General features: G+C 67.3%; 21 protein-coding genes. 4 read left to right on the top strand and 17 right to left on the bottom strand.

Annotation, left to right across the window (positions count from 1 at the left end; translation table 11 throughout):
- The 7 genes from H5407_RS12785 to H5407_RS12755 all read right to left on the bottom strand — a co-directional run.
- On the bottom strand, nucleotides 1–634 hold a 634-nt coding region (locus tag H5407_RS12785), incomplete at its 3' end, for a RodZ family helix-turn-helix domain-containing protein (protein WP_183104819.1).
- Nucleotides 627–1,409: a type IV pilus biogenesis/stability protein PilW gene (gene pilW / locus H5407_RS12780; protein WP_183104818.1), complete on the bottom strand. Its 783-nt coding sequence runs from the start codon at nucleotides 1,407–1,409 to the stop codon at nucleotides 627–629. The genes H5407_RS12785 and pilW, both read right to left, overlap by 8 nt.
- 74 nt (nucleotides 1,410–1,483) lie before the next feature.
- A complete protein-coding gene (gene rlmN, locus H5407_RS12775; protein ID WP_183104817.1) occupies nucleotides 1,484–2,662 on the bottom strand; it encodes a 23S rRNA (adenine(2503)-C(2))-methyltransferase RlmN in 1,179 nt (392 codons plus the stop codon).
- Nucleotides 2,663–2,871: 209 nt separating this feature from the next.
- The gene (ndk, locus tag H5407_RS12770; protein WP_183104816.1) at nucleotides 2,872–3,297 is read right to left on the bottom strand and encodes a nucleoside-diphosphate kinase; all 426 of its coding nucleotides are present in this window, start codon (nucleotides 3,295–3,297) and stop codon (nucleotides 2,872–2,874) included.
- A gap of 156 nt (nucleotides 3,298–3,453) precedes the next feature.
- Nucleotides 3,454–5,475, bottom strand: a complete 2,022-nt coding sequence (rluB, locus tag H5407_RS12765) for a 23S rRNA pseudouridine(2605) synthase RluB (RefSeq protein WP_255501223.1) — start codon at nucleotides 5,473–5,475, stop codon at nucleotides 3,454–3,456.
- A complete protein-coding gene (scpB, locus tag H5407_RS12760) occupies nucleotides 5,472–6,374 on the bottom strand; it encodes an SMC-Scp complex subunit ScpB (RefSeq protein WP_183104815.1) in 903 nt (300 codons plus the stop codon). The genes rluB and scpB overlap by 4 nt, the downstream gene beginning before the upstream one ends.
- A gap of 377 nt (nucleotides 6,375–6,751) precedes the next feature.
- A complete protein-coding gene (locus H5407_RS12755; protein WP_183104814.1) occupies nucleotides 6,752–7,768 on the bottom strand; it encodes an RluA family pseudouridine synthase in 1,017 nt (338 codons plus the stop codon).
- A gap of 56 nt (nucleotides 7,769–7,824) precedes the next feature.
- Here H5407_RS12755 and H5407_RS12750 point away from each other — a divergent pair, with 56 nt between their 5' ends.
- Nucleotides 7,825–8,703 carry an outer membrane protein assembly factor BamD gene (locus H5407_RS12750; protein WP_255501222.1) on the top strand — a complete coding sequence of 293 codons (879 nt, stop codon included), beginning with the start codon at nucleotides 7,825–7,827 and terminating at the stop codon, nucleotides 8,701–8,703.
- Between the two features lie 141 nt (nucleotides 8,704–8,844).
- Here the strand turns inward: H5407_RS12750 and H5407_RS12745 are convergent, their stop codons facing one another.
- Both H5407_RS12745 and H5407_RS12740 read right to left on the bottom strand, forming a co-directional pair.
- The gene (locus H5407_RS12745; protein WP_404935628.1) at nucleotides 8,845–10,899 is read right to left on the bottom strand and encodes an ATP-dependent DNA helicase; all 2,055 of its coding nucleotides are present in this window, start codon (nucleotides 10,897–10,899) and stop codon (nucleotides 8,845–8,847) included.
- 116 nt (nucleotides 10,900–11,015) lie between these two features.
- Complete coding sequence (locus tag H5407_RS12740; protein ID WP_183104813.1) at nucleotides 11,016–11,219, bottom strand: YdcH family protein; 204 nt, start codon at nucleotides 11,217–11,219, stop codon at nucleotides 11,016–11,018.
- A gap of 101 nt (nucleotides 11,220–11,320) precedes the next feature.
- On the opposite strand from H5407_RS12740, the gene H5407_RS12735 reads away from it, so the two are divergent.
- On the top strand, nucleotides 11,321–12,085 hold the full coding sequence (locus tag H5407_RS12735; RefSeq protein ID WP_183104812.1) for a PP2C family serine/threonine-protein phosphatase: 765 nt from the start codon (nucleotides 11,321–11,323) through the stop codon (nucleotides 12,083–12,085).
- 19 nt (nucleotides 12,086–12,104) lie between these two features.
- On the opposite strand, the gene H5407_RS12730 is transcribed toward H5407_RS12735, so the two are convergent.
- The 5 genes from H5407_RS12730 to H5407_RS12710 all read right to left on the bottom strand — a co-directional run bounded on the left by H5407_RS12730 (nucleotide 12,105) and on the right by H5407_RS12710 (nucleotide 19,662).
- Nucleotides 12,105–12,728 carry a hypothetical protein gene (locus H5407_RS12730; RefSeq protein ID WP_183104811.1) on the bottom strand — a complete coding sequence of 208 codons (624 nt, stop codon included), beginning with the start codon at nucleotides 12,726–12,728 and terminating at the stop codon, nucleotides 12,105–12,107.
- Complete coding sequence (gene zapE, locus H5407_RS12725) at nucleotides 12,725–13,825, bottom strand: cell division protein ZapE (RefSeq protein WP_183104810.1); 1,101 nt, start codon at nucleotides 13,823–13,825, stop codon at nucleotides 12,725–12,727. The genes H5407_RS12730 and zapE overlap by 4 nt, the downstream gene beginning before the upstream one ends.
- Before the next feature lie 73 nt (nucleotides 13,826–13,898).
- On the bottom strand, nucleotides 13,899–15,329 hold the full coding sequence (gene lpdA / locus H5407_RS12720) for a dihydrolipoyl dehydrogenase (protein ID WP_183104809.1): 1,431 nt from the start codon (nucleotides 15,327–15,329) through the stop codon (nucleotides 13,899–13,901).
- Nucleotides 15,330–15,448: 119 nt separating this feature from the next.
- The gene (odhB, locus tag H5407_RS12715; protein ID WP_183104808.1) at nucleotides 15,449–16,693 is read right to left on the bottom strand and encodes a 2-oxoglutarate dehydrogenase complex dihydrolipoyllysine-residue succinyltransferase; all 1,245 of its coding nucleotides are present in this window, start codon (nucleotides 16,691–16,693) and stop codon (nucleotides 15,449–15,451) included.
- A 113-nt stretch (nucleotides 16,694–16,806) separates the two neighbouring features.
- Nucleotides 16,807–19,662: a 2-oxoglutarate dehydrogenase E1 component gene (locus H5407_RS12710; RefSeq protein ID WP_183104807.1), complete on the bottom strand. Its 2,856-nt coding sequence runs from the start codon at nucleotides 19,660–19,662 to the stop codon at nucleotides 16,807–16,809.
- 417 nt (nucleotides 19,663–20,079) lie between these two features.
- On the opposite strand from H5407_RS12710, the gene H5407_RS12705 reads away from it, so the two are divergent.
- Nucleotides 20,080–20,922, top strand: a complete 843-nt coding sequence (locus H5407_RS12705) for an isopenicillin N synthase family oxygenase (RefSeq protein ID WP_183104806.1) — start codon at nucleotides 20,080–20,082, stop codon at nucleotides 20,920–20,922.
- Between the two features lie 88 nt (nucleotides 20,923–21,010).
- Nucleotides 21,011–21,304 (top strand): hypothetical protein, encoded by a 294-nt coding sequence (locus H5407_RS12700; protein WP_183104805.1) that lies wholly within the window; start codon nucleotides 21,011–21,013, stop codon nucleotides 21,302–21,304.
- Nucleotides 21,305–21,320: 16 nt separating this feature from the next.
- Here the strand turns inward: H5407_RS12700 and H5407_RS12695 are convergent, their stop codons facing one another.
- The 3 genes from H5407_RS12695 to H5407_RS12685 form a co-directional block, all read right to left on the bottom strand.
- Nucleotides 21,321–22,274: a nitronate monooxygenase family protein gene (locus H5407_RS12695; protein WP_183104804.1), complete on the bottom strand. Its 954-nt coding sequence runs from the start codon at nucleotides 22,272–22,274 to the stop codon at nucleotides 21,321–21,323.
- 108 nt (nucleotides 22,275–22,382) lie between these two features.
- Nucleotides 22,383–24,176: an acyl-CoA dehydrogenase gene (locus tag H5407_RS12690; protein WP_183104803.1), complete on the bottom strand. Its 1,794-nt coding sequence runs from the start codon at nucleotides 24,174–24,176 to the stop codon at nucleotides 22,383–22,385.
- An 84-nt stretch (nucleotides 24,177–24,260) separates the two neighbouring features.
- Nucleotides 24,261–25,193, bottom strand: coding sequence for an electron transfer flavoprotein subunit alpha/FixB family protein (locus H5407_RS12685; protein ID WP_183104802.1), 933 nt, complete (start codon nucleotides 25,191–25,193; stop codon nucleotides 24,261–24,263).
- Nucleotides 25,194–25,254: the final 61 nt, after the last annotated feature.

The following is a 25,254-nucleotide window of genomic DNA, read 5'->3' as shown; positions in this document are numbered from 1 at the left end:
CCGCGCCGGGCACTGCCGAGGCTGGGGCACTCTCCAGCGCTGCCGAGGTGCCCTGCGCAGGCGCAGACGACAGGGCGGGCGGCATCCCGGCCGAGGCGGCATCGGCCATCGGCGAAGGCTGCGGCTCGAAGGCCGGCTCGCTCGCCACCGGCCCTGCCGCCGTGCGCCAGCGTGAAGCGAAATCGGCCGGCAGCAGATACACCACGGCCGCAGCCGCAAGAAGGCCCAAGGGCGCCAGCACCACCGGCTTGCGCAGTACGGCCAGGCTCACGCCCTCCGCGCCCAGGGCCTGGGGCCTGAAGGGCTGGTTCAGTCCCTTGCTGACCCGTTCCAGACCCGGCTCCGTGGTGGCCGGCAGCAGCTTGAGGACTTCGGCGGGATCGACCTTCAGCACGCGGCAGACTGCCTTGGCCAGGGCTCGGGCAAAGGTCGCATCAGGCAGCTCGTCAAGGCGATCGCCCTCCAGCGCCTCCAGGCGTGCCTGGGGGACCTTGAGCGTGGCAGAGAGCAGACCTATGTGCATGCCGGTGGCCTCGCGCAAGGCCTTGAGCTTGGCCCCGGCCGTCGTCGGCTCGGCGCGCCTGAGGCCCAGGCCCGCGGCATCCTGCTCGGGGAACACCTGACTTTCACTCATCGAAGCGCCCTTCCCGCAGACGCTGGGTCTCTGCCGCATCGGTAAAGCGGCGACGCAGTTGCTGGCCCAGGTCTTCCACCGCCACGCCATTGTTGAGCTTGCGCTCGATGCGCAACTCCAGCCACAGGCTCTGGGCATTGACCAACTCGGCCTGCGCATTGATGCGCCGCGCGTAGAAGCGTGCGCGCTCATACTGCTGCTGGTGGTAGAGCACCTCGGCCAGATTCAGGGACACGGCGGGATTGGCCGGGTCCAGCTCGAAAGCCTTGGACAGGCTGTGCTCGGCAGCCGGCCATTCGCCGTTGCGGGCCTCGCAGACACCGCGCGCCAGCAGGGAGCGAGCGGCACCGCGGTAGTTGGGCAGGGCCATGGCCTGCTCGAACAGGGCCCGCGAGGACACCCAGCGGCCCTGCTGGCAGAGGAACCAGGCGTAGTTGTGCTTGGCGTCACCATCGGACGGGGCGGTGGCGATGGCGCGCTTGAAGCCCTCCTCGGCCATCGCCGTCTCGCCCATGGCGGCATAGACCAGATTGCGCAGGTTGATGGCTTCGCGCTGCTCCGGCTTCAGCGCCAGGGCCAGCTTGATCTCGTCCAGTGCCGTGCTGTATTGACCGCGCGCGAAGTAGCCTGTCGCCAGCTCGACCCGCACCGCGGCCCGGCGGTCCAGATCGGTGCGGTCGCTTTCCGTCTTGGGCTCGGCCGAGCTGCCCGAGCCCGTGCTGGCACAGCCCGGCAGCAGCAGTACCGCCGAGAGCGCCAGAAGCCCTTGCAGCATCACGGGACGCAGAAGGGAGCGGGAATTCTGAAACACGGTCGCTGGCGTCATCATGGAGGGAGCGTAGCTCGGGATCAGGAAGTGGGCTGCCCTGGCGCGGAGCTCGCGCCATCAGCAGGACGGTCGGCCGCATTCTTCACCACAACCACGGGCCGCACCATGCGTAGATGCGCGCGGGTGCGATCTTGCACCTCTCCAGCCAGTTGACCGCAGGCGGCGTCGATGTCGTCGCCACGGGTCTTGCGCACGGTGGTGACGATGCCCGCCCGGATCAGCACCTCGGCAAAGGCCTGCACCCGCTCCTTGGGGCTGCGCTTGAGTCCGGAGGCCGGGAAGGGATTGAAGGGGATCAGATTGAGCTTGCAGGGCACCTTGCCCTTGAGCAGACGCACCAATTCTTCAGCCTGCTCGGGCGTGTCATTCACCTGGTCAAGCATGCAGTACTCGAAGGTGATGAAGTCACGCGGCGCAGCGTCGAGGTAGCGATTGCAGGCGGCCAGCAGCTCGGCAATCGGGTACTTCTTGTTCAGCGGCACCAGCTGGTCGCGCAGTGGATCGCTGGGCGCATGCAGGGACACGGCCATGGCCACGGGGCAGTCCTCGCGCAGGCGGTCCATCATGGGCACGACGCCCGAGGTGGAGACGGTGACCCGGCGGCGCGACAGGCCGTAGCCGTGATCATCCAGCATGACCTTGAGCGCGGGCACCAGAGCGGCGTAGTTCTGCAGCGGCTCGCCCATGCCCATCATCACCACATTGCTGATCACACGATCCGGCGTATTGAGCCGCTCGCGCAAATGGTGCTCGGCGAACCACAGCTGGGCCAGGATCTCCCAGGTCTCGAGATTGCGGCTGAAGCCCTGATGGCCGGTGGAGCAGAAGCGGCAGCCCACGGCGCAGCCGGCCTGGCTGGACACGCACAGCGTGCCCCGATCGTCTTCGGGAATGAACACCGCCTCGACGGCATTGCCCTGCCCCACGTCGAACAGCCACTTGATCGTGCCGTCGGAGGAGGCCTGCTCGGAAATCACCGGCAGCGCCTGGATGTGGGCGCGAGTGGCCAGCTTGTCCCGAAGGGACTTGGCCAGGTCGGACATCTGCGCAAAGTCAGACGCCCCTTTTTGATGGATCCAGCGGAAGAGCTGGGTCGCGCGAAAGCGCTTCTCCCCCAGCTGCTCGCAGTACGCGGCCAAGCCTTCGAGATCGAACCCGAGCAGGTTCGTGAGTCCGGGTGGGGTGACCGCGTCGTTCATGGTCTTGCCTCTCAAGGAATCGCCGCGCCGCCCCGAATGACCAGGCCCCGGGGGACATGGCATGCAGCGGCAGGCCGGAGGGCGCTCTTCATTCAAATGCCGACCGCCTCAGGCACTGCACAAGGCAGCACGGCCGCGATGACGGCCTCCTGAGGCGGCTTTGTTGCGACTCGCCCCTTGAGGCTCGCTGCAAGAGGCTTTGGCGCGATTTAGCGGCTGTAAACGTTCATGCCGGGGAAGAAGAAGGCAATTTCCACAGCGGCGGTTTCGGGAGCGTCGGAGCCATGCACGGCGTTGGCGTCGATGCTGTCGGCGAAGTCGGCGCGGATGGTGCCCTTCTCGGCCTTCTTCGGGTCGGTGGCGCCCATCAGGTCACGGTTCTTCAGGATGGCGCCTTCGCCTTCCAGGGCCTGGATCATCACCGGGCCGGAGATCATGAAGTTCACCAGGTCGTTGAAGAAGGGACGGGCCTTGTGCACGGCGTAGAAAGCTTCAGCTTCGCCGCGCGACAGGTGGACCATCTTGGCGGCGATGACCTTCAGGCCGGCGCCTTCAAAGCGCGAGTAGATCTGACCGATGACGTTCTTGGCCACGGCATCGGGCTTGATGATGGAAAGGGTGCGTTCGATGGCCATTTTTTTCTCCTGGAATCTGAGGCTTGGCAAAGCCGATGATTGTACTGCGTGAACATGAGGGGGCGGTGTCCGCCCCTATTGACTCTTGTGACTGTTTGCCTGGGCGCCCCTGAGCTGGGTCAAGCGCGCCCGGCCACCAGACTGGCGAGGACCAGCTCAGCGACGGCCGCGGCCACCGCCACCGCCACCGCCTCGACCACCCCGGCCCCCGCCGCCGCTGCGGCGATGGAAGGCATCGGCGCCGATGTAGCCGACCGAGGTCTGCATGGGATCCGGCTCGCGGGGACCGCCACCGCCCTTCTTGCCGCCGCGCGGCCCCTGGTCCACCGGATCAGGCCCGCTGCCGCCACGACCAAAGCCCTGCGGAATGCCGCGCGACTTGCCGCTGGCGAAGCGGCGGTCGAAGGTCTGCTCCAGCGGATTGATGTTGCGCGGGATGAAGTCGTCATCCTCGTCATCGCTGCGGTCGCGCGAGCGCTCCTGCGCGCGGGGCTGCTCGACAAAGCGCTCCTTGCGCTCAGGCCGCGGCTGCTGCGCTTCCTGCGGGCGACTGGGGCGCGGCCCCGTGCCCTGGGCGCGGTCGCCACGGCGCTTGCCGTTCTTGCGATCACGCTGCTGAGGCGGCTGGTTGCGATCTCCGCCGCGCTCGGCGCGTTCCTCACGCGGGCCGCCGGCCAGGCGGCGGATCACCCGCACATCGCCTTCTTCCAGCTCGACCCACACGCCACGCTTCAGGCCGCGCGGCAGCACCACCGTGCCATAGCGGATGCGGATCAGGCGGCTGACGGTCAGGCCCACGGCGTCGAAGAGCTTGCGCACCTCGCGGTTGCGGCCCTCGGTGATGATGACGCGATACCAGTGGTTCACGCCTTCGCCGCCGCCGTCCTCGATGCTCTTGAAGCTGGCCGACTGGCCCTCGATCTCGACGCCGGACAGCAGCTTAGCGCGCTGTTCCTCGTTGAGGGTGCCCAGCACGCGCACGGCGTACTCGCGCTCCACGCCGAAGCGCGGGTGCATGAGTTGGTTGGCCAGCTCACCGGAGTTGGTGAACAGCAGCAGGCCCTCGGTGTTCAGGTCCAGGCGGCCGACCGACTGCCACTTGCCCTGGTGCAGCTTGGGCAGGCGGCGGAAGACGGTGGGGCGGCCTTCCGGGTCGTTGTGGGTGACCACCTCGCCCGCAGGCTTGTGATAGGCAATGATGCGCGGCGCCGGTGGCTGGATGCGCACTTTGATGGGCTTGCCGTTGACGGCCACGCGGTCACCAAAGGAGATGCGCTGGCCGATGTGGGCCACCTCGCCATTCACCGAGATCTTGCCCTCGGCAATCATGTCCTCGATGTCGCGGCGCGAACCGATGCCGGCCTGGGCCAGCACCTTCTGTAGCTTGGGCGCATCGAGCTCAGGGGCCAGCACGCGCTTGGTCTCCTGACTGGCGACCTCCTCAACCGACACCACCTCCTCGCCATCGTAGGCGCCGGACAGCAGCTCGGCAAAGCGCTCGCCGACCTGGGCCATCAGCTCCTCGGCCACGGGTTCGCCACGCGCGGCTTCACCCTCGGCGTCCTCGCCTTCAGCACCCAGGGTGAACACGGCCTCGGCAGGACGTGCAGGGCGCTCGGCACCGCGCTCGCCACGCTCGCCATCACGCTCACGACGACCCCGGCGGCGGTTGCGCCGGCCCCGCCCCTCTTCGCCGGCATCCCCCTCTTCGACGGACGCGGCCTGGGGCGCTGATTCGACATCGGCGCTGGCTGCGACGGGCACCTCGGCCGGCTCATGGGCCACCGGCTGGGCAGCCTGGACGGGCACGACTTCGGCGGCCTCAGCGGTCTCAGAGGCCTCCACGGCAGCTTCCGCCTTGGCGGCCTTGGCCGTCTTGCGCGGTGCGCGCGCCTTGGCCGGCTTGGCTTCTTCAGCCGCGGGCTCGGCGGCGGGGGCCTCCGGAGCGGCCGCCACTTCAGCCGCCACCTCAGTCGCCACAGCCTTCTTGGCAGCCGTCTTGCGTGGCGCTCGCGGCTTGGGGGCCGGGGTCTCGGCTGCGGGCTCCGCCGCTTCAGGCGCGGCCGTCTCGGCGGCGGCCTTGCTGCGTGCGGGGGCACGGCGGCGCTTGGGCGCCTCGGCTTCGGGATTCATCGCGCCCGCGCCTTCGGCGGCCGGATCGGTGTCATGGGCATTCATGCGTCAGCTTGCACCTTGTCATTCACATCGGGATGCTGAGCTTGCTGCGGCACCAGGGCCTCGGGCTCAGCGGGGACGGCGGCGACGGCGGTCACCACCTGGGTGGCGTCGCCTGCGACGCCTACTTCTGCTTGCACTTCTCGTTCGCTTGTCTCTATCGATTCAGTCGGGGCCTCGGGCACGCCGGCTCGCTCAGGCATCGACGCCTCGACCATGCCAGGCTCATCATCCGGTGGAGCCTGGACGGACGCTTCCTCAGCCGCAGCGCCAGATTCCAGGGGGGCCGCACCCGCCTCTGCATCGACCTCTGCCGTCTGCGAAGCCGGGCCCGACTCCAGCAGCGAGCCCTGGCCTTCCAGCGCCTCCACCAGGGCCGCACCGGGCTCGCCGGCCGCCTCAAGCGCTGGCAGCTGGGACAGGCTGGCCAGCCCCAGATCGTCCAGGAACTGCTGCGTCGTGGCGTAGAGCGCCGGGCGACCCGGCGCCTCACGGTGGCCAACCACCTCGATCCAGTTGCGGTCTTCCAGTTGCTTGACGATCTGCGTGGACACCACGACGCCGCGGATGTCCTCGATGTCGCCCCGCGTCACCGGCTGACGGTAGGCAATGATGGCCAGGGTCTCCATCACTGCCCGGGAATAACGTTGTGGCTTCTCCGGATGCATGCGGTCCAGGAACTCGCGCATCTCGGGCCGGCTCTGGAAGCGCCAGCCACTGGCAATGGCCACCAGCTCGACACCACGCCCCTCCCAGTCGCGCGCCAGGTCGTCCAGCAGCATGCGCAGGCTGTCCGCACCGATTTCGTCGGCGAAGAGGCTGCGCAGATCCTTGATCGTGAGGGGCTGCTGCGCACAGATGAGCGCGGTCTCCAGGACTCGCTTGGCTTCCTGCGTGTTCATCGCGTGTGTCGGCAGCACCTGCTCATCGAGCCGGCCATGGTGTTCAACAGTGTTCTATCGGAGGGCCTGGGGCCCGGGGGCAAACATCAGCTCATGCCGCTGTAGCAGATCCCGGATGTGCGGCAGGCGGTGCGCGACGGCCATTGGCTGCCTCCACATCTGGCGCATTCAGGGACATGGTCAGTCCAGCAACTCGGACGGCGAAACTCTCTCTCGCCCTCAGGCGCCGATCGCCCCTCACGGACGATCATCAGCCACCTGCTCGAAATGGGTCAGGCCCCAACCGCATCCAGCGCCACGCTCAGCGAGCCGCCGGACCGAGGGCTCTTCACCCATGCTCTGCGCCAACATTGTACCCTGCCCGCCGCACATACTGGTCAGAGGAGTGGCTCCGGCAATCCCGCCCGCCGCCAGGCCTGGGCAAGGTCCGGCGCCAGCGGCGCCAGGAGGACCAGCGCCTCGCCCGTCATGGGGTGCTCAAAACTCAGCTTGGCCGCATGCAGCGCCTGGCGCTCCAGACCCAGCGCAGGCGCGCCGCCATAAAGGGCATCGGCCAGCAGGGCATGCCCCTTCCAGGACAGGTGCACCCGGATCTGATGGGTGCGGCCGGTGTGCAGCACGCAGTGCACCGCGCTGATCCAGGGCGCGTCTGGCGTATGCGCCAGCGGGAAGACATCGGTCTGCGCCGGCTTGCCACCGGGCACCACCGCCATCTTGACGCGCGAAGCCGGGTCGCGACGCATCGGCGCATCGACATGCAAGGGCGCTGCCAGGCGCCCGTGGCACAGGGCCAGGTATTCGCGATGCACCTGCCGGTCGGCAATCATCCGGGACAGCGCCACGGTCGCCTCCAGCGTCTTGCCCACGACCATCAGGCCCGAGGTGTCCTTGTCGAGCCGGTGCACGATGCCAGCTCGCGGCAGTTGGGCCGCCTGGGCATGGTGGGCCAGCAGGCCGTTCATGAGCGTGCCGGACCAGTTGCCCGGCGCAGGATGCACGACCAGGCCCACAGGCTTGTTGACGACCATGAGGTGGGCATCCTCGTACAGGAGGTCCAGCGCCATGGGCTCGGCGCGGAAGGCCTGGCTTTCCTCGGTGGGCTGCAGTTCCACGCGCACCCGCTGGCCAGCCAGGACCTTGCGCGAGGCCGTCGTCTGCGCCTGCCCCTGAACGCTCACCAGGCCACGCTCGATCAGGCCCTGCAGATGGCTGCGCGAGAACTCTGGAGCCATGCCAACGAGGAATTTGTCCAGGCGCTGCCCCTGGGCCTCGCGCTCCACCCGCGACTCACGGACCTCCACCTCCGAAGCGCCCACGTCCTCCGGCGCCTCCGCCTCCAGATCGAGGGCCTCGACACCTGGCGTGGCTTTCAGGTCCACCAAAGCCTGAACCATATAATCGGCGCTCCTTTTTCAGATGGGCTGGCGCCTGAGCGCCTGGCCAATGGACCATGATGGATTTCCTGGGGAAGCGTCACCCGACGCAGAGCGGCTCCGTGCCTGTGCTGTCTGCGGACAGGCCCGCCCGTCGGCTCAACGCCGTGCCCGCCCGTGTTCTGGCGGGCAGCCTGGTGCTGGCCCTGGCGGCCTGCTCTTCCCCCTTCAAGGAGGATCCCAACTCGCAGGCCAGCCTGGACAAATTGTACTCAGAGGCCAAGGAAGACCTGGCTTCCGGCGGCTACGACCGGGCCATCAAGGGCCTGGAGAAGATCGAGGGGCGTGCGGCCGGTACGGTACTCGCCCAGCAGGCGCAGCTGGATATCGCCTGGGCCTACTACAAGAGCGGCGAACGCGCCCAGGCCATCAGCGCACTGGACCGCTTCATCAAGCTCAACCCCTCCAGCCCGGCCATGGACTACGCCCTCTACATGAAGGGCACGGTCAACTTCAACGAGGACATGGGCCTCTTCGGCCGCCTGGCCAGCCAGGATGTGGCCGAGCGCGACCAGCAGGCCTCGCGTGATGCGCTGCTGGCCTTCCGCCAACTGGTCGAGCAGTTCCCGGAGTCGCGGTACGCCGAGGACGCGGCTGTCCGGATCGACTTCATCACCAACACCCTGGCGGCCTACGAGGTCCATGTCGCCCGCTACTACTTCAACCGGGGCGCCTACGTGGCCGCGGTCAACCGCGCGCAGTCCGCGGTGAAGGAGTTCGAGACTGCACCCGCTGCCGAGGAGGCGCTGTCCATCATGGTCCGCAGCTACGAACAGCTGGGCCTGCCCAAGCTGCGCGACGACGCCGAACGCGTGCTGCGCAAGAGCTTTCCGCAGAGCCAGTACCTGGCCGGCAACGAGCGCGTTGCCAAGAAGCCGTGGTGGAAGCTCTGGTAGGCCACCAGGACGCACGCCCGCAAGGCGCATACAGCGAAAGCCGCATGCGCTTTTTTTCATGGTCGCGCTGCGCCGGGCCGGGTCGCCCCCTGGCTCATGGCCTGAGCCAAGGCCGAGGCCGGCACGGCGCCGGCGGCCAGCTCAGGCGCCCGGGGGGGCCCCGGCGGCGGTAGTGGCCGTCCAGGCCGCGGCCAGAGCCGCCGGGCCCCGCTCGGACGCCAAGCTGCGCAGCCAGCTCAGCGCCTCGCCCTCGTTGGCCACGGGCGTCATGGGCGGCAGGGCTGCGCGCAACCGCCGGCCATAGTTCATACCGGCCATGCGCGGGTCGCAGACCACCAGGAGGCCCTTGTCGCTCTCCGTGCGGATCAGCCGCCCACCGCCCTGCTTGAGCGCGATCGCCGCCTCGGCAATGAAGTAGTCCGCAAAAGCGTTGCGACCCTCGCGCTCCAGGCGCTGCACGCGGGCCTCCACCAGCGGATCGTTGGGCGGAGGGAAAGGCAGCTTGTCGATCAGCACGCACTGCAGTGCATCGCCCGGCACGTCGATGCCTTCCCAGAAGCTGGCCGAGCCCACGAGCACCGCGCGCGGATCCTCCATGAACTGCTGCAGCAGCATGCGTTTGGGGATGGCGCCCTGCACCAGCACCTTCAGCGGCGCCCCAAGGGCCTCCAGCTCAGTCTTCAGTGCGTCGCCGATCACCTGCAGGGCGCGCAGCGTGGTCGTCAGCACGAAGCAGCGGCCGCCAAGCGCCTGCGCACAGCGCGCCGCCAGCACGGCCACGCTGGCCGAGTGATGCGGCTCGGAAGGCTTGGGAAAGCCCCGGGGCACGTAGAGCCGGGCGTGCCTGGGGTAGTCGAAGGGGCTGCCCACGCGCAACACCCGTGCGTCCGTCAGACCGGAAGACTCAGTGAACCAGCTCAGGCGCTCATCGTCACCCAGGGTGGCGGAGGTGAAAATCCAGGCCTTGGGGACGGCCTTGAGCTGCTCCTGCATGGCCTCGCGGATGTCCAGCGGCGATTCCACCAGTCGCGCCTGATGCGGGCTGATGTCGATCCAGCGCACCGCCCCGGGCGCCGGATCGAGCGAGAAGGCATGGGCGCGTTCCGACAGCTGCCCGGCCCGCTCGATCAGGCGCAGGAAATCCGGCGAGCCATTCTCCACGGCCGCCAGCGCCTGCGCCGCCTCGTCCGCCGCACAGGCGACCTCGGCCAGCGCCGCGGCAAACCCCTCCTGCCCTGCCCGCTCGTTCCAGCGCAGCTTGATCAGCCCGCGCAGCTCCTTCAAGGGCCCGGCACAGACCAGGCGCAGCTCGCGCGCCGCTCGCTCAAGATGCCCGTGCAGGGCCTGCCAGTCCATCGCGCCGCGGGCCTCACTGAGGCCCAGCGCCAGCAGGTCGCGGGCGAAGTCGAGCAGCTGCGAGGTACCCAGGTTCTGCCCAAGGAACTGCACACCAGCCTCGGTCAACTGGTGGGCTTCGTCGAACACGGCCACGTCCACGCTAGGCAGCAGCTCGGCCACGCCACTGTCGCGCAGGGCCATGTCGGCGAAGAAGAGGTGGTGGTTGACGACGGCGATATCGGCCTCCATCGCCTCCCTCCGCGCCTTGACGACGAAGCAGGAACTCCACTGCGGACATTCGCTGCCCAGGCAGTTCTCCCGCGTCGAGCTGACGATGGGGATGACGGGCGAGCGCTCATCCAGCCCGTCCAGCTCGGCAAAATCGCCCGTTCGGGTCTGCTGGGCCCAGCGCTCCACGCGCGCCAGGGCCAGCACCGCGCGCCGGTCGGGCAGCTCGGCGCCATGGCGGGCGTACTCAAGACGATGCAGGCACAGGTAGCTGCCGCGCCCCTTCAGCAGGGCGATGCGGGCCGGCACCGACAGGGCCTCGCACAGGCGCGGCAGATCGCGCAGGAAGAGCTGGTCCTGCAGGCTCTTGGTCGCGGTGCTGATCAGCGCACGCCCGCCACTGAGCAGTGCCGGCACGAGATAAGCGAAGGTCTTGCCAACGCCCGTGCCCGCCTCGACCACCAGGCTCTCCCGCCGCGCGATGGCTCGGGCCACGGCCTGCGTCATGGCCAGCTGCGGCTCACGCGGGCTGTAGCCGGCATCGGCGCGCGACAGTGGCCCGCCTTGGTCGAAGGCGGCCTGCACCCATTGCTCCAACTCGCTGGGCGGGGCGGAATCGGCGGCGGGGATATCCGGGTCCTGGGAGCTCAAGGGCGTGGCGTCGTCGGGGTCAGGCGCAGGCCCGAGCGTTGAATTGGAGGTGAAGACATCAGGACTGTAGGCCGGGCACGCAGCCCGCTCGGCGCTCACGCTGGCTCGTCCGGCTCGCTGGCCTGCTCCAGGCGGGCGATGCGGTCCTTCAGGGCCAGGCGGCGTTTCTTCAGGCGCTGCAGCTGCAACTCGTCCACTGGCAGCATGCCTGAGACCCGATCGATGAGGCCGTCGAGATCCGCATGCTCCATCCGCAACTCGATCAATTGGCGTGACAGGGAGTGAAGATCTGCGTCCATTTGTGGGGAACCCGGGGGGAATGGTCCCCGGAATTGCTTCCGATGCACCGGTCCGGCCTTCAATCGCGATTATAGTTTTGGGCAAACTCGCCCGAGACCGCATGAGCCGCAACCCTGGATTTCGACTGAACGCCGCCACCGGCATCCACCGGGGTGATCGGACATACCAGCAAGACCAGGTCCAGGTCATCAGTCACCCGCGCATCGCCGGCTGCGTGCTGGCCGTGCTGGCCGACGGCATGGGCGGCAAGAGTGGCGGTCGCAAGGCCGCCGATCAGGTCGTTCTGACGGCCCAGCAGCTCTTCGAGCGCTTCTCCCCGGAAGACGAAAACCCTGCGGACCTGCTGCGCCAGATCGCCGACGAAGCCCACCTGATGATCAAGCTGACGGCCATCTCCGCCGAAGAAGAGCCGCACAGCACGGTCGCCGCCTACCTGATCACGCCGGACCGGCGCTGCCACTGGCTGCATACCGGGGACTCGCGCATCTACTATTTCCGCGGCCCCAACATGCTCAAGCGCACGCTGGACCACTCCTATGTCCAGCGCCTGGTTGACGAGGGCAAGATCAGCGAGACCGAGGCCGCCACGCATCCGCAATCCAATCTGCTGACGGGCTGCCTGGGCACGGTGCAGGACCCGACGCCCACGGGCGACGTCATCGGCCCGCTGGAACCTGGCGACTGCCTGATGGCCTGCAGCGACGGCCTGTGGCATTACTTCAATCCGCGCGAGCTGGGCACCGTGCTGCACAGCCTGCCCCCGCGCGAGGCGGCCGAGCTGCTGCTCAACAAGGCTCGCCAGCGCGCCCATGGCAGCGGGGACAACCTCTCGCTGGCCGTGGTCCGGGTCGAGCCGCTGAGCTGAGGCGCTGGCCTGCGATTGTTCAGCGCGGCGCCGAAGTGCCGCTCGCGGGCGGCAAGGGCGGCGCCAGTGGCTTGTGCAGGGCGCGGTCCTGCAGTCGCTCCAGGGCCTGGCGTCGATGCTCCTCGGCCTTCCTGAGGCGGCTCTGCTGGTCGCGGGCCCGCTGCGCCGCAGCAGCCTCATCCTCGCGCCGCTGCTTCTCTACATCGGGCACCGGCCGTGACGGCCGCAAGGCCGCGGAGGCGGCCTGAGGCGCCTCCGGGCGATGCCGCAGGGGCTCCGCCATCAGCGCCTCGCTGCGGCGCCGGGCCTCCAGCTGGGCTTGCTCCTGTGCCTTGACCCGCAGGCGCTGGCGGCTCTCGGAGGCACGCTGCTCGCGCTGGGCCAGGGACTCCGCCAGCTCCTCGTCCAGCAGGGGCTGCAGGGCCTGCTGCCGCGCGAGCTTGGCTTCCTGCTGGCAGGCATTGACGGCGAAGCGGGCCTGGCAATCCCGCACAGCCTGCTGGTAGCGCTGCTCGATCGCGCTGCGGGCCGCCCGGCGCTCGTCCTCGCCCCGTTCACCCGCAGCGGCGACCAGGCTGCAGCAGGCCAGCCCGGCCGCGAGGGCCAGGCGCGCGCGGCGGTGTTGTCGATCAGGCAGGCTCATGTCAGAGAAGTATCCACTTCCCGGCGCTCCAGTTCCAGGTACTCGCGCGACTGCATCTCCTGCAGCCGGGACACCGTGCGCGGGAATTCATGCGCCAAGGGGCCTTCAGTGTAGAGCTGCTCAGGCGGCACAGCGGCCGAGATGACCAGTTTGCAGCGCCGGTCATAGAGCACATCGACCAGCCAGGTGAAACGCCGCGCCTCGCTGGCCAGGCGCACCGGCATCTCCGGCACGTCGGACAGGATCAGGGTGTGGAAGCGCGAGGCCAGTTCGAGGTAGTCGTTCTGCGAGCGCGGGCCGCCGCAGAGCGTCTGGAAGTCGAACCACACCACGCCCCCGGCCCGGCGGCGCGAACGCAGCTCGCGGTGCTCGATGTGCAGCAGCGGGTCCTCGTCCTTGGCCTCGGCCAGGCTCTCGAAGGCATGCGTCAGCGCGGCGTCGGCCTTGTCGTCCAGGGGGCAGTGGTAGAGCTCCACATGCTCCAGCGAGCGCTGGCGGTAGTCCGTGCCATTATCGACGTTGATGACCTCCATCTTCTCCTTGAGCAGGGCGATGGCCGGCAGGATGCGGTCGCGGTGCAGGCCGTTGGGATAGAGACCGTCCGGGTGGAAGTTGGAGGTGGTGACGATGGACACGCGGTACTTGAACAGCGCGTCCAGCAGCCGGTGCAGGATCATCGCGTCCGTCACGTCGGCCACGTGGAACTCATCGAAGCAGATCAGCCGGAAGCGCTTGGCAATGCGCTTGCCCAGCTCGTCCAGTGGATCGGCAATGCCCTTGAGGTCCTGCAGCTCGCGGTGCACCTCGCGCATGAACTCGTGGAAGTGCAGGCGGGTCTTGCGCGTGAGCGGCACGGCCTGGAAGAAGCAGTCCATCAGGAAGCTCTTGCCCCGGCCCACGCCGCCAAACATGTAGACGCCGCGCGGAATGGGCGGGCGCACCAGCAGCTTGGTCACGGCATTGCTGCGACGGGCCTTGTAGTCCGCCCATTCGTCCTGGCAGCGCTGCAGGGCCGCCATCGCGCGCAACTGGGCCGGATCGGCCTGGAAGCCGCGTTCGGCCAGGGTCTGGTGATAGAGCTCGGTGACGCTGCTCATGGGGTCTCGGCGAATTCCTCGTGAAAAGGGGCGACCGAGGCCGCCCCTTTGAACCCGTGATCTCTGAGGGGACTCAGAAGTTCAGGGTGCGCTTGTCCACGGCCAGGGCCGCTTCCTTGGTGGCTTCGCTCAGGGACGGGTGAGCGTGGCAGATGCGCGCGATGTCCTCGGCCGAGGCCTTGAACTCCATGGCCACGACGGCTTCCGAGACCAGCTCGGACGCGAAGGGGCCGATGATGTGCACGCCCAGGATCTCGTCCGTCTTGGCGTCCGCCAGCATCTTCACGAAACCGGTGGTGTCACCCAGCGCGCGTGCGCGGCCATTGGCCATGAAGGGGAACTGGCCAGCCTTGTACGCGACACCCTCGGCCTTGAGCTGCTGCTCGGTCTTGCCGACCCAGGCGATCTCGGGGCTGGTGTAGATGACCCAGGGGATGGTGCCGAAGTTCACATGGCCATGCTGGCCCGCAATGCGCTCGGCCACAGCCACGCCCTCTTCCTCGGCCTTGTGGGCCAGCATGGGGCCGCGCACGACGTCACCCACGGCCCAGACATTGGGCAGGTTGGTCTTGCACTCGTCGTCCACGACGATGGCGCCGCGCTCGTCGAGCTTCAGGCCCACGGCTTCCGGATTCAGGCCGACGGTGTTGGGCACCCGGCCGATGGAGACGATCAGCTTGTCCACCACCAGGCTCTGCTCGGCGCCCTTGGCGTCGGCGTAGGCGATGGTGACGCTGTCCTTGCCCTTGGTGACGGAGGCGATCTTCACGCCGAGCTGGATGTCCAGGCCCTGCTTCTTGAAGACCTTGGCGGCTTCCTTGGCCACGGACTCGTCAGCGGCCCCCAGGAAAGCCGGCATGGCTTCGAGGATGGTCACTTCCGCACCCAGGCGGCGCCACACGGAACCCATCTCCAGGCCGATCACGCCGGAGCCGATCACACCCAGCTTCTTGGGCGTGGCGGGGATGCGCAGCGCGCCGTCGTTGGAGAGGATCAGCGCTTCATCGAACTCGGCGCCGGGCAGCTGGCGGGCGTTGGAGCCGGTGGCGATGATGACGTGCTTGGCGGTCAGCGTCTCTTCCGAAGCGCCAGCGACCTTGATCTCGTAGCTGCCGTCCTTCGCAGCCACGAAGGAGCCGCGGCCGTGGAAGAAGCTGACCTTGTTCTTCTTGAACAGGTAGAGGATGCCGTCGTTGTTCTGCTTCACGACGGTGGCCTTGCGGCCGATCATCTTGGCCACGTCGATCTGGACGTTGTCGGCCGTGATGCCGTGCTCGGCGAAGTGGTGGTTGGCGTGCTCGAAGTGCTCCGAGGACTGCAGCAGGGCCTTGGAGGGGATGCAGCCGACGTTGGTGCAGGTGCCGCCCGGTGCGGGGCCGCCCTTCTCGTTCTTCCACTCGTCGATGCAGGCTGCGTTGAAGCCCAGCTGGGCGGCGCGGATGGCGGCGATGTAGCCGCCGGGGCCGCCGCCGATCACGACGACGTCAAAGTTCTTGGTGCTCATGTCTTGATTCCTTGTCGCAGCAGACCCCGATGGTTCGAGGCCTGGCAAACGGCCTCAGGGCTCGCGCACAGGTACCGGAGACGGACCTGCCGCGCCGCCGTGAGGCCGCGCATCATCGTTTAGATATCAAACAGCAGGCGTGCGGGATCTTCCAGCGCTTCCTTCATCGTGACCAGGCCCAGCACGGCTTCGCGGCCGTCGATGATGCGGTGGTCGTAGGACATCGCGAGGTAGTTGATCGGGCGCACCACGACCTGGCCGTTCTCGACCACGGCACGATCCTTGGTGGCATGCACGCCCAGGATGGCCGATTGCGGCGGGTTGATGATGGGGGTCGACAGCATGGAGCCGAAGGTGCCGCCATTCGAGATCGAGAAGGTGCCGCCAGTCAGGTCGTCAATGGAGATCTTGCCTTCCTTGGCCTTCTGGCCGAACTCGGCGATCTTCTTCTCGATGTCGGCGAAGCTCAGCTGGTCGGCATTGCGGATGATGGGCACGACCAGGCCGCGGGGCGAGCCCACGGCGATGCCGATGTCGAAGTAGCCGTGGTAGACGATGTCATTGCCATCGACCGAGGCGTTCAGCACGGGGAACTTCTTGAGGGCAGCGACGGCGGCCTTCACGAAGAAGCTCATGAAGCCCAGCTTGACGCCGTGCTCCTTCTCGAACTTCTCCTGGAACTTCTTGCGCATCTCCATCAGCGGGGCCATGTTCACTTCGTTGAACGTGGTCAGGATGGCGTTGGTGGATTGCGACTGGATCAGGCGCTCGGCCACGCGGGCACGCAGGCGGCTCATGGGCACGCGCTGCTCGGGACGCTCACCCAGGTTCTGGGCGACGGGCGCGGCCACGGTCGGCAGGGGCTTGGCAGCAGCCACAGGCGCGGCCACCGGGGCGGCCACGGCAGCGGGCTTGGCGCTGGCGGCCAGGGCATCACCCTTGGTCACACGGCCGTCCTTGCCGGAGCCGGCCACGTCGGTGGCCTGCAGGCCCTTCTCGGCCAGGATCTTGGCGGCGGCGGGCATGGCCACGTCACCCTTGTTCGCAGCGGCAGCGGGCGCTGCGGCGGCGGGAGCAGCCGCGGGGGCTGCGGCGGCCGGGGCGGCCACGGCACCGGCCTTGCCTTCGGTGTCGATGCGGGCGATGACTTCCTCGCTCACGACGGAAGCGCCACCGTCCTTCAGCGTCTCGGCCAGCACACCGGCGCTGGGGGCCGGCACTTCCAGCACGACCTTGTCGGTCTCGATCTCGATCAGGATCTCGTCCACCGCGACGGCTTCGCCGGGCTTCTTCTTCCAGGAGATCAGGGTGCCTTCGGACACCGATTCAGACAGTTGGGGAACCTTGACTTCTACGATTGCCATGATGATTCTTTCTGCTTGCTGCTGCGCTGGCCGCTCACTGCCCCCGGTTCGGCGTCACATGGAGGGACGCCCGAACCGCCGGAGTCAGGAGCGGCACCCAGGGCCGCTTTGACTTATTTGGTGAGAACGAAGCCCTTGAGCTTGGCGAAGGCCTGGTCCAGCAGCGCCTTCTGCTGCTCCTGGTGCAGGTGCGCGTAGCCGCAGGCGGGCGAGGCCGAGGCCGGGCGGCCGGCGAAGCCGAGCTTCTGGCCGTCGAGCATGTTCTCGTGGATGTAGTGCTGCACGAAGAACCAGGCCCCCTGGTTCTGCGGCTCGTCCTGGCACCACACGATGTCCGCGGCGTTCGGGTACTTCTTGATCTCGGCAGCGAAGGCCTTGTGCGGGAAGGGGTACAGCTGCTCGACGCGGATGATGGCGACGTCGCTGGCCTTCTTCTCCTCGCGCTTCTTGACCAGGTCGTAGTAGACCTTGCCCGAGCACGCGATCACGCGCTTGACCTTGGCGGCGTCGATGCTGGCGTCCAACTCGCCGATCACGGTCTGGAACTCACCCTTGGTGAATTCGGACAGCGGCGAGGTGGCGTCCTTGGCACGCAGCAGGCTCTTGGGGGTCATGATGACCAGCGGCTTGCGGAACATGCGCAGCATCTGGCGGCGCAGCACGTGGAAGATCTGCGAGGCCGTGGTGGGCTGCACGATCTGCATGTTGTTGTCCGCGGCCAGCTGCATGAAGCGCTCCAGACGGGCCGAGCTGTGCTCGGGGCCCTGGCCTTCATAACCGTGCGGCAGCATCATGGCCAGGCCATTGGCACGGCCCCACTTCACTTCACCAGAGGCGATGAACTGGTCGATCACGACCTGCGCACCATTGACGAAGTCGCCGAACTGCGCTTCCCAGATGGTCAGGGTGTTGGGTTCGGCAGCGGCATAGCCGTACTCGAAGCCCAGGACCGCCTCTTCCGACAGGATGGAGTCGATGACCACGAACGGAGCCTGGTTCTCGGCCACGTTCTGCAGGGGGATGTAGGTGCCCTCATCCCAGTTGCTACGGTTCTGGTCATGGATCACGGCATGGCGGTGCGTGAAGGTGCCGCGGCCGCAGTCCTCGCCCGACAGGCGCACGGGATAGCCCGAGGCAACCAGCGAGGCGAAGGCCATGTGCTCGCCCATGCCCCAGTCGATGTTGATCTCGCCACGGCCCATGGCCGCACGGTCGGCGATCAGCTTCTGCACCAGGTTGTGCGGGACGAAGTCCTTGGGCAGGGTGGTGATGCGCTCGGCCAGGCGCTTCCATTCGGAAACGGGGATGGCGGTGTCGCAGTTGTCCGTCCACTTCTTGCCCAGGAAGGGAGTCCAGTCCGTGGCGTACTTGCCCTTGTAGTTGGTCAGGACCGGGTCCACCGTGTGGCGGCCTTCATCCATGGCGGCGCGGTAGGCTTTGACCATGTTGTCGGGCTCGTCGGCAGTCAGCGCGGTCTGGGCGACCAGCTTGTCGGCGTAGAGCTTGCGGGTGCCGGGGTGAGCGGCGACCTTCTTGTACATCAGCGGCTGGGTCAGGGCCGGGGTGTCCTGCTCGTTGTGGCCCAGCTTGCGGAAGCAGACGATATCGATGACCACGTCCTTCTTGAACGCGGTGCGGTAGTCCATGGCCAGCTGCGCGGCCCACACGACGGCTTCGGGATCGTCGCCGTTCACGTGCAGCACCGGGGCCTCGATCATCTTGACGACGTCGGAGCAGTACTGCGTGGAACGCAGGTCGCGCGGGTCGCTGGTGGTGAAGCCGATCTGGTTGTTGATGACGATGTGGACCGTGCCGCCCGTGCGATAGCCACGGGTCTGGGCCATGCACAGGGTTTCCTGCACGACGCCCTGGCCGCCGAAGGCCGCGTCACCGTGCACCAGCACCGGCAGCACCTGGCTGCCAGCGGTGTCGCCGCGACGGTCCTGGCGGGCGCGCACGCTGCCCTCCACCACCGGGTTGACGATCTCCAGGTGCGAGGGGTTGAAGGCCAGGCTCAAGTGGACGGGGCCGCCCTGGGTGGACACATCGCTGGAGAAGCCCTGGTGGTACTTGACGTCGCCTGCGGGCAGGTCATGGGCACCCTTGTGCTCGAACTCGGCGAACAGGTCCTTGGGCATCTTGCCCAGGGTGTTCACGAGCACGTTCAGGCGGCCGCGGTGAGCCATGCCGATCACGATTTCCTGCACGCCGTTCTCACCAGCGCGCTGGATCAGCTCGTCCATGGCGGCGATGAAGCTCTCGCCGCCTTCCAGCGAGAAGCGCTTCTGGCCGACGTACTTGGTGTGCAGGTAGCGTTCCAGGCCTTCGGCCGCGGTCAGGCGGTCGAGGATGCGCTTCTTGTCCTCAGCGGCGAAGCTGGGCTTGCCGCGCTGCTTCTCCAGGCGTTCCTGCCACCAGCGCTTCTCGGCGGGGTCGGAACCGTGCATGAACTCGGCGCCGATGGTGCCGCAGTAGGTCTCGCGCAGGGCCTGCACGATCTGGCGCAGGCTCATGGTTTCGCCACCGAAATAGGTGTTGGCGGCGGAGAAGGCGATGTCCATGTCGGACTCGCTCAGGTCGTAGAAGGCCGGATCGAGTTCGGGAATCTTGGGACGCTCACCACGCTTGAGCGGGTCGAGCTCGGCCCAGCGGTTGCCCAGGAAGCGGTAGGCCGCAATCAGGGACTGGACGTGCACCTGCTTGCGGGCCACGGCCAGGTCGGCGCTGGAAGCCTTGTTGCCAAAGGCATTGGCCTTGGCGCGCTGGGCGAAGGATTCGATGACAGGCGCGTGAGCCACGTCGCGGGCGTCGCTGCCGTCCACGGCAGGGACGTGCTGGAGGGCGTCGAAATAGGCGCGCCAGTTGTCCGGCACGGAACCCGGATTGTCGAGGTAAGCCTCGTACATCTCCTCGACATAGGGCGCATTGCCCCCGAACAGGTACGAATTCGACCTGTATTGCTGCATCATTTCGCTCACCTCTTGTTCCGGTTTCCAGAACTGTTGGCTGGTTGGACAACCTTCCGCGACACGGCTTGACCGGTTGGCGGATTGCGACCCGCCTTTGCTGTTGCCAGAAAAGGGGACGGGAAGGACCTGAGAATGCGCCCGAGCCACCGCTGGCTTTCGGTACGAATCCCCATCACAGGGAACCGGACTGTAACACCCTTGCCATCTGCCACCAATGCGCCGGCCGTGTTGATCTTCGGCAACTTGTGGGCGGTCCTGAGGCTTTTACACGACTCGCCCGCCTCCCGACCACACGCCGCCGAACCGCCCCTCAGGGGCCAAACGTTTGCGAATTCAGGGCCCATGGCCTAGACTTCCCGCGCGCGCCACGGCCCCGCGATTGAATGGCCGGGCGACGGGAAGAGAAAAGGACTCCCCATGCAAGTCAGCGTCGTTGACTACCGCGCCCCGGATGCCGCCGAGCGCTTCACCCGTTCCCTGCATGAAACCGGCTTCGGCGTGCTGGTGAACCATCCCATCCCCCAGACGCTGGTCGAGAAGATCTACGCCGACTGGCTCGGCTTCTTCAACAGCGAGGAGAAAACCGGCTACACGTTCTCCAAGGAAACGCAGGACGGCTGGTTCTCCACCGAGATCTCCGAGACAGCCAAGGGCTTCACGCAGAAGGACATCAAGGAGTACTTCCACATCTACCCCTGGGGCCGCATCCCGCCGGCACTCAAGGACGATGCCATGCAGTACTACGGCCTGGCCAATGGTTTGGCGGCCGAGCTGCTCTCGTGGGTAGAGAAACACACACCGGCGGACATCGCGAAGAACTACCGCGAGCCGCTCTCGAACATGATCAAGGACAGCCGCCAGACCCTGCTGCGCGTGCTGCGCTACCCGCCCCTGACCGGCCAGGAGCCGGCCGGCTCCCTGCGCGCCGCGCCGCATGGAGACATCAACCTGCTGACCATCCTGCCCGCCGCCAACGAGCCCGGCCTGCAGGTCCAGGCCAAGGACGGCAGTTGGGTGGACGTGCCTTGCGACTTCGGCATGCTGATCATCAACATCGGCGACATGCTCCAGGAAGCCTCCCAGGGCTACTACCCCTCCACCATCCACCGCGTGGTGAACCCGGTCGGCGAAGGCGCGAAGAAGAGCCGCATCTCCCTGCCGCTGTTCCTGCACCCGCGCAATGAGGTGGTGCTGAGCGATCGATACACGGCGCACAGCTATCTGGAGGAGCGGCTCCGCGAGTTGGGCGTCAAGGGCTGAGCCCCCACCCCGCACCAATGGACAAAGCCGCCCGAGGGCGGCTTTTCTCATGAACTGCGTCGCCGGCATGCCCGCTACAGTGCAGGGAATGCCCCGCCCTCGCATCATTGAGATCCAACCCGATGCACCAACCAAGCCTGCCGTCGGCGAGGCCTGCAACGGGTGCGGCATCTGCTGCCTGGCCGAGCCCTGCCCGCTGGGCATGCTGCTGAGCCGGCGCATGCACGGGGCCTGCGTGGCACTGCACTGGGAGGGGCAGCGCTATGTCTGTGGCGCATTGGGGGCGCAGCCGTCGGGCCTGCGCGGCTGGCTCGTGCGGCGATGGATCGCCGCAGGCCGGGGCTGCGACTGCTCATTGGAGCCGCAGCAGCCCGAAGCCTGAGCGAGGGCGAGGACGATCAGCCCAGCGCCAGGCGAGCGCGCGCGGCGAGGTACTCGCGCTCCAGTCGATCCACCAGCTGTGCCGCCGGCACCACCTCGCGGATGGAGCCAATGCCCTGGCCACAGCCCCAGATGTCCTTCCAGGCCTTCTTGGAGTCCCCGCCGAAGTTCATCTGGCTGGGGTCGGACTCCGGCAGGTTCTCGGGGTCCATGCCTGCGGCGACGATGGAGCCCTTCAGGTAGTTGCCATGCACGCCGGTGAAGAGGTTGCTGTAGACGATGTCATCGCTGTTGCTGGCCACGATCATCTGCTTGTAAGCCTCGGCGGCGCGGGCCTCCTCGGTGGCGATGAAGGCAGAGCCCATGTAGGCGAAATCGGCGCCCATGGCCTGCGCCGCCAGTACCGCATCGCCCGTGGCCATGGAGCCCGACAGCGCCAGCGGGCCGTCGAACCACTCGCGGATCTCCTGGATCAGCGCGAAGGGGCTCTTGGTGCCGGCATGGCCGCCCGCCCCCGCCGCCACGGCGATCAAGCCGTCAGCCCCCTTCTCGACGGCCTTGTGGGCGAACTTGTTGTTGATGATGTCGTGCATCACCAGTCCGCCCCAGGCGTGCACGGCCTGGTTCACATCCTCGCGGGCACCCAGCGAGGTGATGATCAAAGGCACCTTGTACTTCTCGCACACGGCCATGTCCTGCTCGAGGCGGTCATTGCTCTTGTGCACGATCTGGTTGATGGCGAATGGCGCGGCAGGGCGATCCGGGTGCGCGCGATCATGCGCCGCCAGGGCCTCGGTGATCTCGGCCAGCCAGTCATCCAGCTGGGCAGCCGGGCGCGCGTTGAGCGAGGGCATGGACCCCACGATGCCGGATGTGCACTGGGCAATCACGAGCTTGGGGTTGCTGATGATGAACAGCGGAGAGCCGATGACGGGCAGGCGCAGACGCTTCAACAGGGCAGGCACGGTCATTCCAAGTCCTTCCGGAAAGACGGATCAAAGAGGCAGGGAAGATGGGGGCAAGACCTGGCACCAAGCGCGGATACAGGGTCAGGTCTTGCCTGCGGTGGAAGCCCTCGATCAGAAGGCGTCCAGGGCCATCGCGGTGACGCTGTCCGCGCCGTCAACGATGGCATCGCGCTGGGCCAGGGTGCGCGGCAGGATGTGCTCGGCATAGAAGCGTGCCGTGGCGAGCTTGGCTTGCATGAAGGCCTGGTCCTCGCCTGCGTTCAGCTTGTCCTCGGCCACGATCAGGGCACGGGCCAACTGCCAGCCTGCCACCATGTTGCCCGCCAGCATCAGGTAGGGCACCGACCCGGCGAAGGCCGCATTGGGATTGCCCTTGCCGCTGCCGGCGATGAACTCGGCCGACTCCACGAAGGCCTTGCGGGCGGCAGACAGCTGCTTGAGCATGGCCTTGGCCGCCGCGCTGTCGCGCTTGGCCAGCAGGGCCTCGGTGCCTTCGATCTGGGCTGCGACGGCCTTGGCCATCTGCGCGCCATCGCGCAGGGTCTTGCGGCCCACCAGGTCATTGGCCTGGATGGCGGTCGTGCCTTCGTAGATGGTGAGAATCTTGGCGTCGCGGTAGTACTGCGCCGCGCCGGTCTCCTCGATGAAGCCCATGCCGCCGTGCACCTGCACACCCAGGGAGGTCACCTCCAGGCTCATCTCGGTGCTGTAGCCCTTCACCAGGGGCACCATGAACTCGTAGAAGGCCTGGTTCTGCTTACGGGTGTCCGCGTCCGGATGGTGATGAGCCGCGTCATAGGCGGCGGCGGCCACCAGGGCCATGGCACGGCAGCCCTCGGTCAGCGAGCGCATGGTCATCAGCATGCGGCGCACATCCGGGTGATGGATGATGGCGGCGCTGCCGGCCACCGAGCCGTCCACCGGACGCGACTGCACGCGGTCACGGGCGTACTGCACGGCCTTTTGATAGGCGCGGTCGGCAATGGCGATGCCCTGCACGCCCACACCGAAGCGGGCAGCGTTCATCATGATGAACATGTACTCCAGGCCACGGTTCTCCTGCCCGATCAGGTAGCCGATGGCGCCGCCGTTGTCGCCGAACTGCAGCACCGCGGTCGGGCTGGCCTTGATACCCATCTTGTGCTCGATGGACACGCAGTGGGCGTCATTGCGCGCGCCCAGGGAGCCGTCGGCATTGACCATGAACTTGGGCACCAGGAAGAGACTGATGCCCTTCACCCCTTCCGGCGCGCCAGCCACGCGGGCCAGCACCAGGTGCACGATGTTCTCGGCCATGTCGTGCTCGCCGTAGGTGATGAAGATCTTGGTGCCGAAGATCTTGTAGCTGCCATCAGGCTGCGGCTCGGCGCGGGTGCGCACCAGGGCCAGGTCTGAACCGGCTTGCGGCTCGGTCAGGTTCATAGTGCCGGTCCAGCTGCCATCGATCAGCTTGGGGATGTAGGTGGACTTCTGCTCGTCGCTGCCGGCGGTCAGCAGGGCCTCGATGGCGCCATCCGTCAGCAGGGGGCACAGCGCGAAGCTCATGTTGGCGCTGTTGATCATCTCGCCGCAGGCCGCGCCGATGGTCTTGGGCAGGCCCTGGCCGCCGAATTCGGTCGGGTGCTGCAACCCCTGCCAGCCGCCCTCGGCGAACTGCTTGAAAGCCTCCTTGAAGCCGGGGGTCGTGAAGACCTGGCCGTCTTTCCAGTAGCTGGGGTTCTTGTCACCTTCGAAGTTCAGCGGGGCGATCACGCCCTCGTTGAGCTTGGCGCATTCCTCCAGCACGGCCTGGGCGGTCTCGACGCCGTAGTCCGCGAATTCAGGAATCGCTTCGGTCAGCTGCTGCAGGCCGGCGAGCTCCTGCATGGTGAAGATCATGTCCTTGACGGGGGCGCGGTAAGTCATCGTCTTGTCTCCAGATGGACGAAGGGCGCCGCAACCGTGAGTTCCGGCGCCCTCTGCTTCAGGCTATTGGCGTTGGGGGGCGACTCAGAGGCTGTTGACCAGCTCCGGCACGGCCGTGAACAGGTCGGCTTCCAGGCCATAGTCGGCCACCGAGAAGATCGGAGCTTCCGGGTCCTTGTTGATCGCGACGATCACCTTGGAGTCCTTCATGCCGGCCAGGTGCTGGATGGCGCCGCTGATGCCGCAGGCGATGTACAGCTGAGGGGCGACGATCTTGCCGGTCTGACCGACCTGCCAGTCGTTGGGGGCGTAGCCGGCGTCCACCGCAGCGCGCGAAGCACCCAGGGCAGCACCCAGCTTGTCAGCCAGCGGAGTCAGGACTTCATTGAACTTGTCGCTGGAACCCAGGGCGCGGCCACCGGAGACGATGATCTTGGCGGCGGTCAGCTCGGGACGGTCGCTCTTGGTGACTTCGCGGCCCACAAAGCTGCTCTTGCCGCTGTCGGCAGCGGCGGCCACGGTCTCGACGGCGGCGCCGCCACCGGTCGCGGCGGCGGCGTCAAAGCCGGTTGTACGGACGGTGATCACCTTGACGGCATCGATCGACTGAACGGTGGCGATGGCGTTGCCGGCGTAGATCGGGCGCTCGAAGGTGTCGGCGCTGATGACCTTGGTGACATCGCTCAGTTGGGCCACGTCCAGGAGGGCTGCGACGCGCGGAGCGACGTTCTTGCCCGAGGCCGTGGCGGGGAACAGCAGGTGGCTGTAGCCCGAGGCCAGGGCCAGCACCTGGGCGGCCAGGTTCTCGGCCAGGCCGTCGGCCAGGGCAGCGCTATCGGCGTGCAGCACCTTGCTCACGCCAGCGATCTGGGCGGCTGCGGCGGCTGCGGCGCCGGCATTGTGGCCAGCCACCAGCACATGGACGTCACCCCCAGCAGCCAAAGCGGCCGTGACGGTGTTCAGCGTGGCGCCCTTGATGGACGCGTTGTCGTGTTCAGCAATGACGAGTGCGGTCATGTCTTCTATCTCCATCAGTGCGGCGGACCGGCCACCGCACAGCATCAATCTGTTTGGATTT

The organism is Mitsuaria sp. WAJ17, assembly GCF_014174515.1.
In the GTDB taxonomy this organism is placed as follows: Bacteria; Pseudomonadota; Gammaproteobacteria; order Burkholderiales; family Burkholderiaceae_C; genus Roseateles_B.
This window is presented reverse-complemented; position numbering and strand designations above follow the sequence as displayed.

Coding starts and splice junctions, on each gene's coding strand:
- H5407_RS12690 (WP_183104803.1), bottom strand. CDS start 24,176: ATGACTTACCGCGCCCCCGTCAAGGACATGATCTTCACCATGCAGGAG.
- pilW (WP_183104818.1), bottom strand. CDS start 1,409: ATGCTGCAAGGGCTTCTGGCGCTCTCGGCGGTACTGCTGCTGCCGGGC.
- rlmN (WP_183104817.1), bottom strand. CDS start 2,662: ATGAACGACGCGGTCACCCCACCCGGACTCACGAACCTGCTCGGGTTC.
- H5407_RS12705 (WP_183104806.1), top strand. CDS start 20,080: ATGCAAGTCAGCGTCGTTGACTACCGCGCCCCGGATGCCGCCGAGCGC.
- rluB (WP_255501223.1), bottom strand. CDS start 5,475: ATGAATGCCCATGACACCGATCCGGCCGCCGAAGGCGCGGGCGCGATG.
- H5407_RS12735 (WP_183104812.1), top strand. CDS start 11,321: ATGAGCCGCAACCCTGGATTTCGACTGAACGCCGCCACCGGCATCCAC.
- H5407_RS12700 (WP_183104805.1), top strand. CDS start 21,011: ATGCCCCGCCCTCGCATCATTGAGATCCAACCCGATGCACCAACCAAG.
- H5407_RS12695 (WP_183104804.1), bottom strand. CDS start 22,274: ATGACCGTGCCTGCCCTGTTGAAGCGTCTGCGCCTGCCCGTCATCGGC.
- ndk (WP_183104816.1), bottom strand. CDS start 3,297: ATGGCCATCGAACGCACCCTTTCCATCATCAAGCCCGATGCCGTGGCC.
- H5407_RS12750 (WP_255501222.1), top strand. CDS start 7,825: ATGATGGATTTCCTGGGGAAGCGTCACCCGACGCAGAGCGGCTCCGTG.
- odhB (WP_183104808.1), bottom strand. CDS start 16,693: ATGGCAATCGTAGAAGTCAAGGTTCCCCAACTGTCTGAATCGGTGTCC.
- H5407_RS12685 (WP_183104802.1), bottom strand. CDS start 25,193: ATGACCGCACTCGTCATTGCTGAACACGACAACGCGTCCATCAAGGGC.
- H5407_RS12710 (WP_183104807.1), bottom strand. CDS start 19,662: ATGATGCAGCAATACAGGTCGAATTCGTACCTGTTCGGGGGCAATGCG.
- H5407_RS12755 (WP_183104814.1), bottom strand. CDS start 7,768: ATGGTTCAGGCTTTGGTGGACCTGAAAGCCACGCCAGGTGTCGAGGCC.
- scpB (WP_183104815.1), bottom strand. CDS start 6,374: ATGAACACGCAGGAAGCCAAGCGAGTCCTGGAGACCGCGCTCATCTGT.
- zapE (WP_183104810.1), bottom strand. CDS start 13,825: ATGAGCAGCGTCACCGAGCTCTATCACCAGACCCTGGCCGAACGCGGC.
- lpdA (WP_183104809.1), bottom strand. CDS start 15,329: ATGAGCACCAAGAACTTTGACGTCGTCGTGATCGGCGGCGGCCCCGGC.
- H5407_RS12740 (WP_183104813.1), bottom strand. CDS start 11,219: ATGGACGCAGATCTTCACTCCCTGTCACGCCAATTGATCGAGTTGCGG.
- H5407_RS12730 (WP_183104811.1), bottom strand. CDS start 12,728: ATGAGCCTGCCTGATCGACAACACCGCCGCGCGCGCCTGGCCCTCGCG.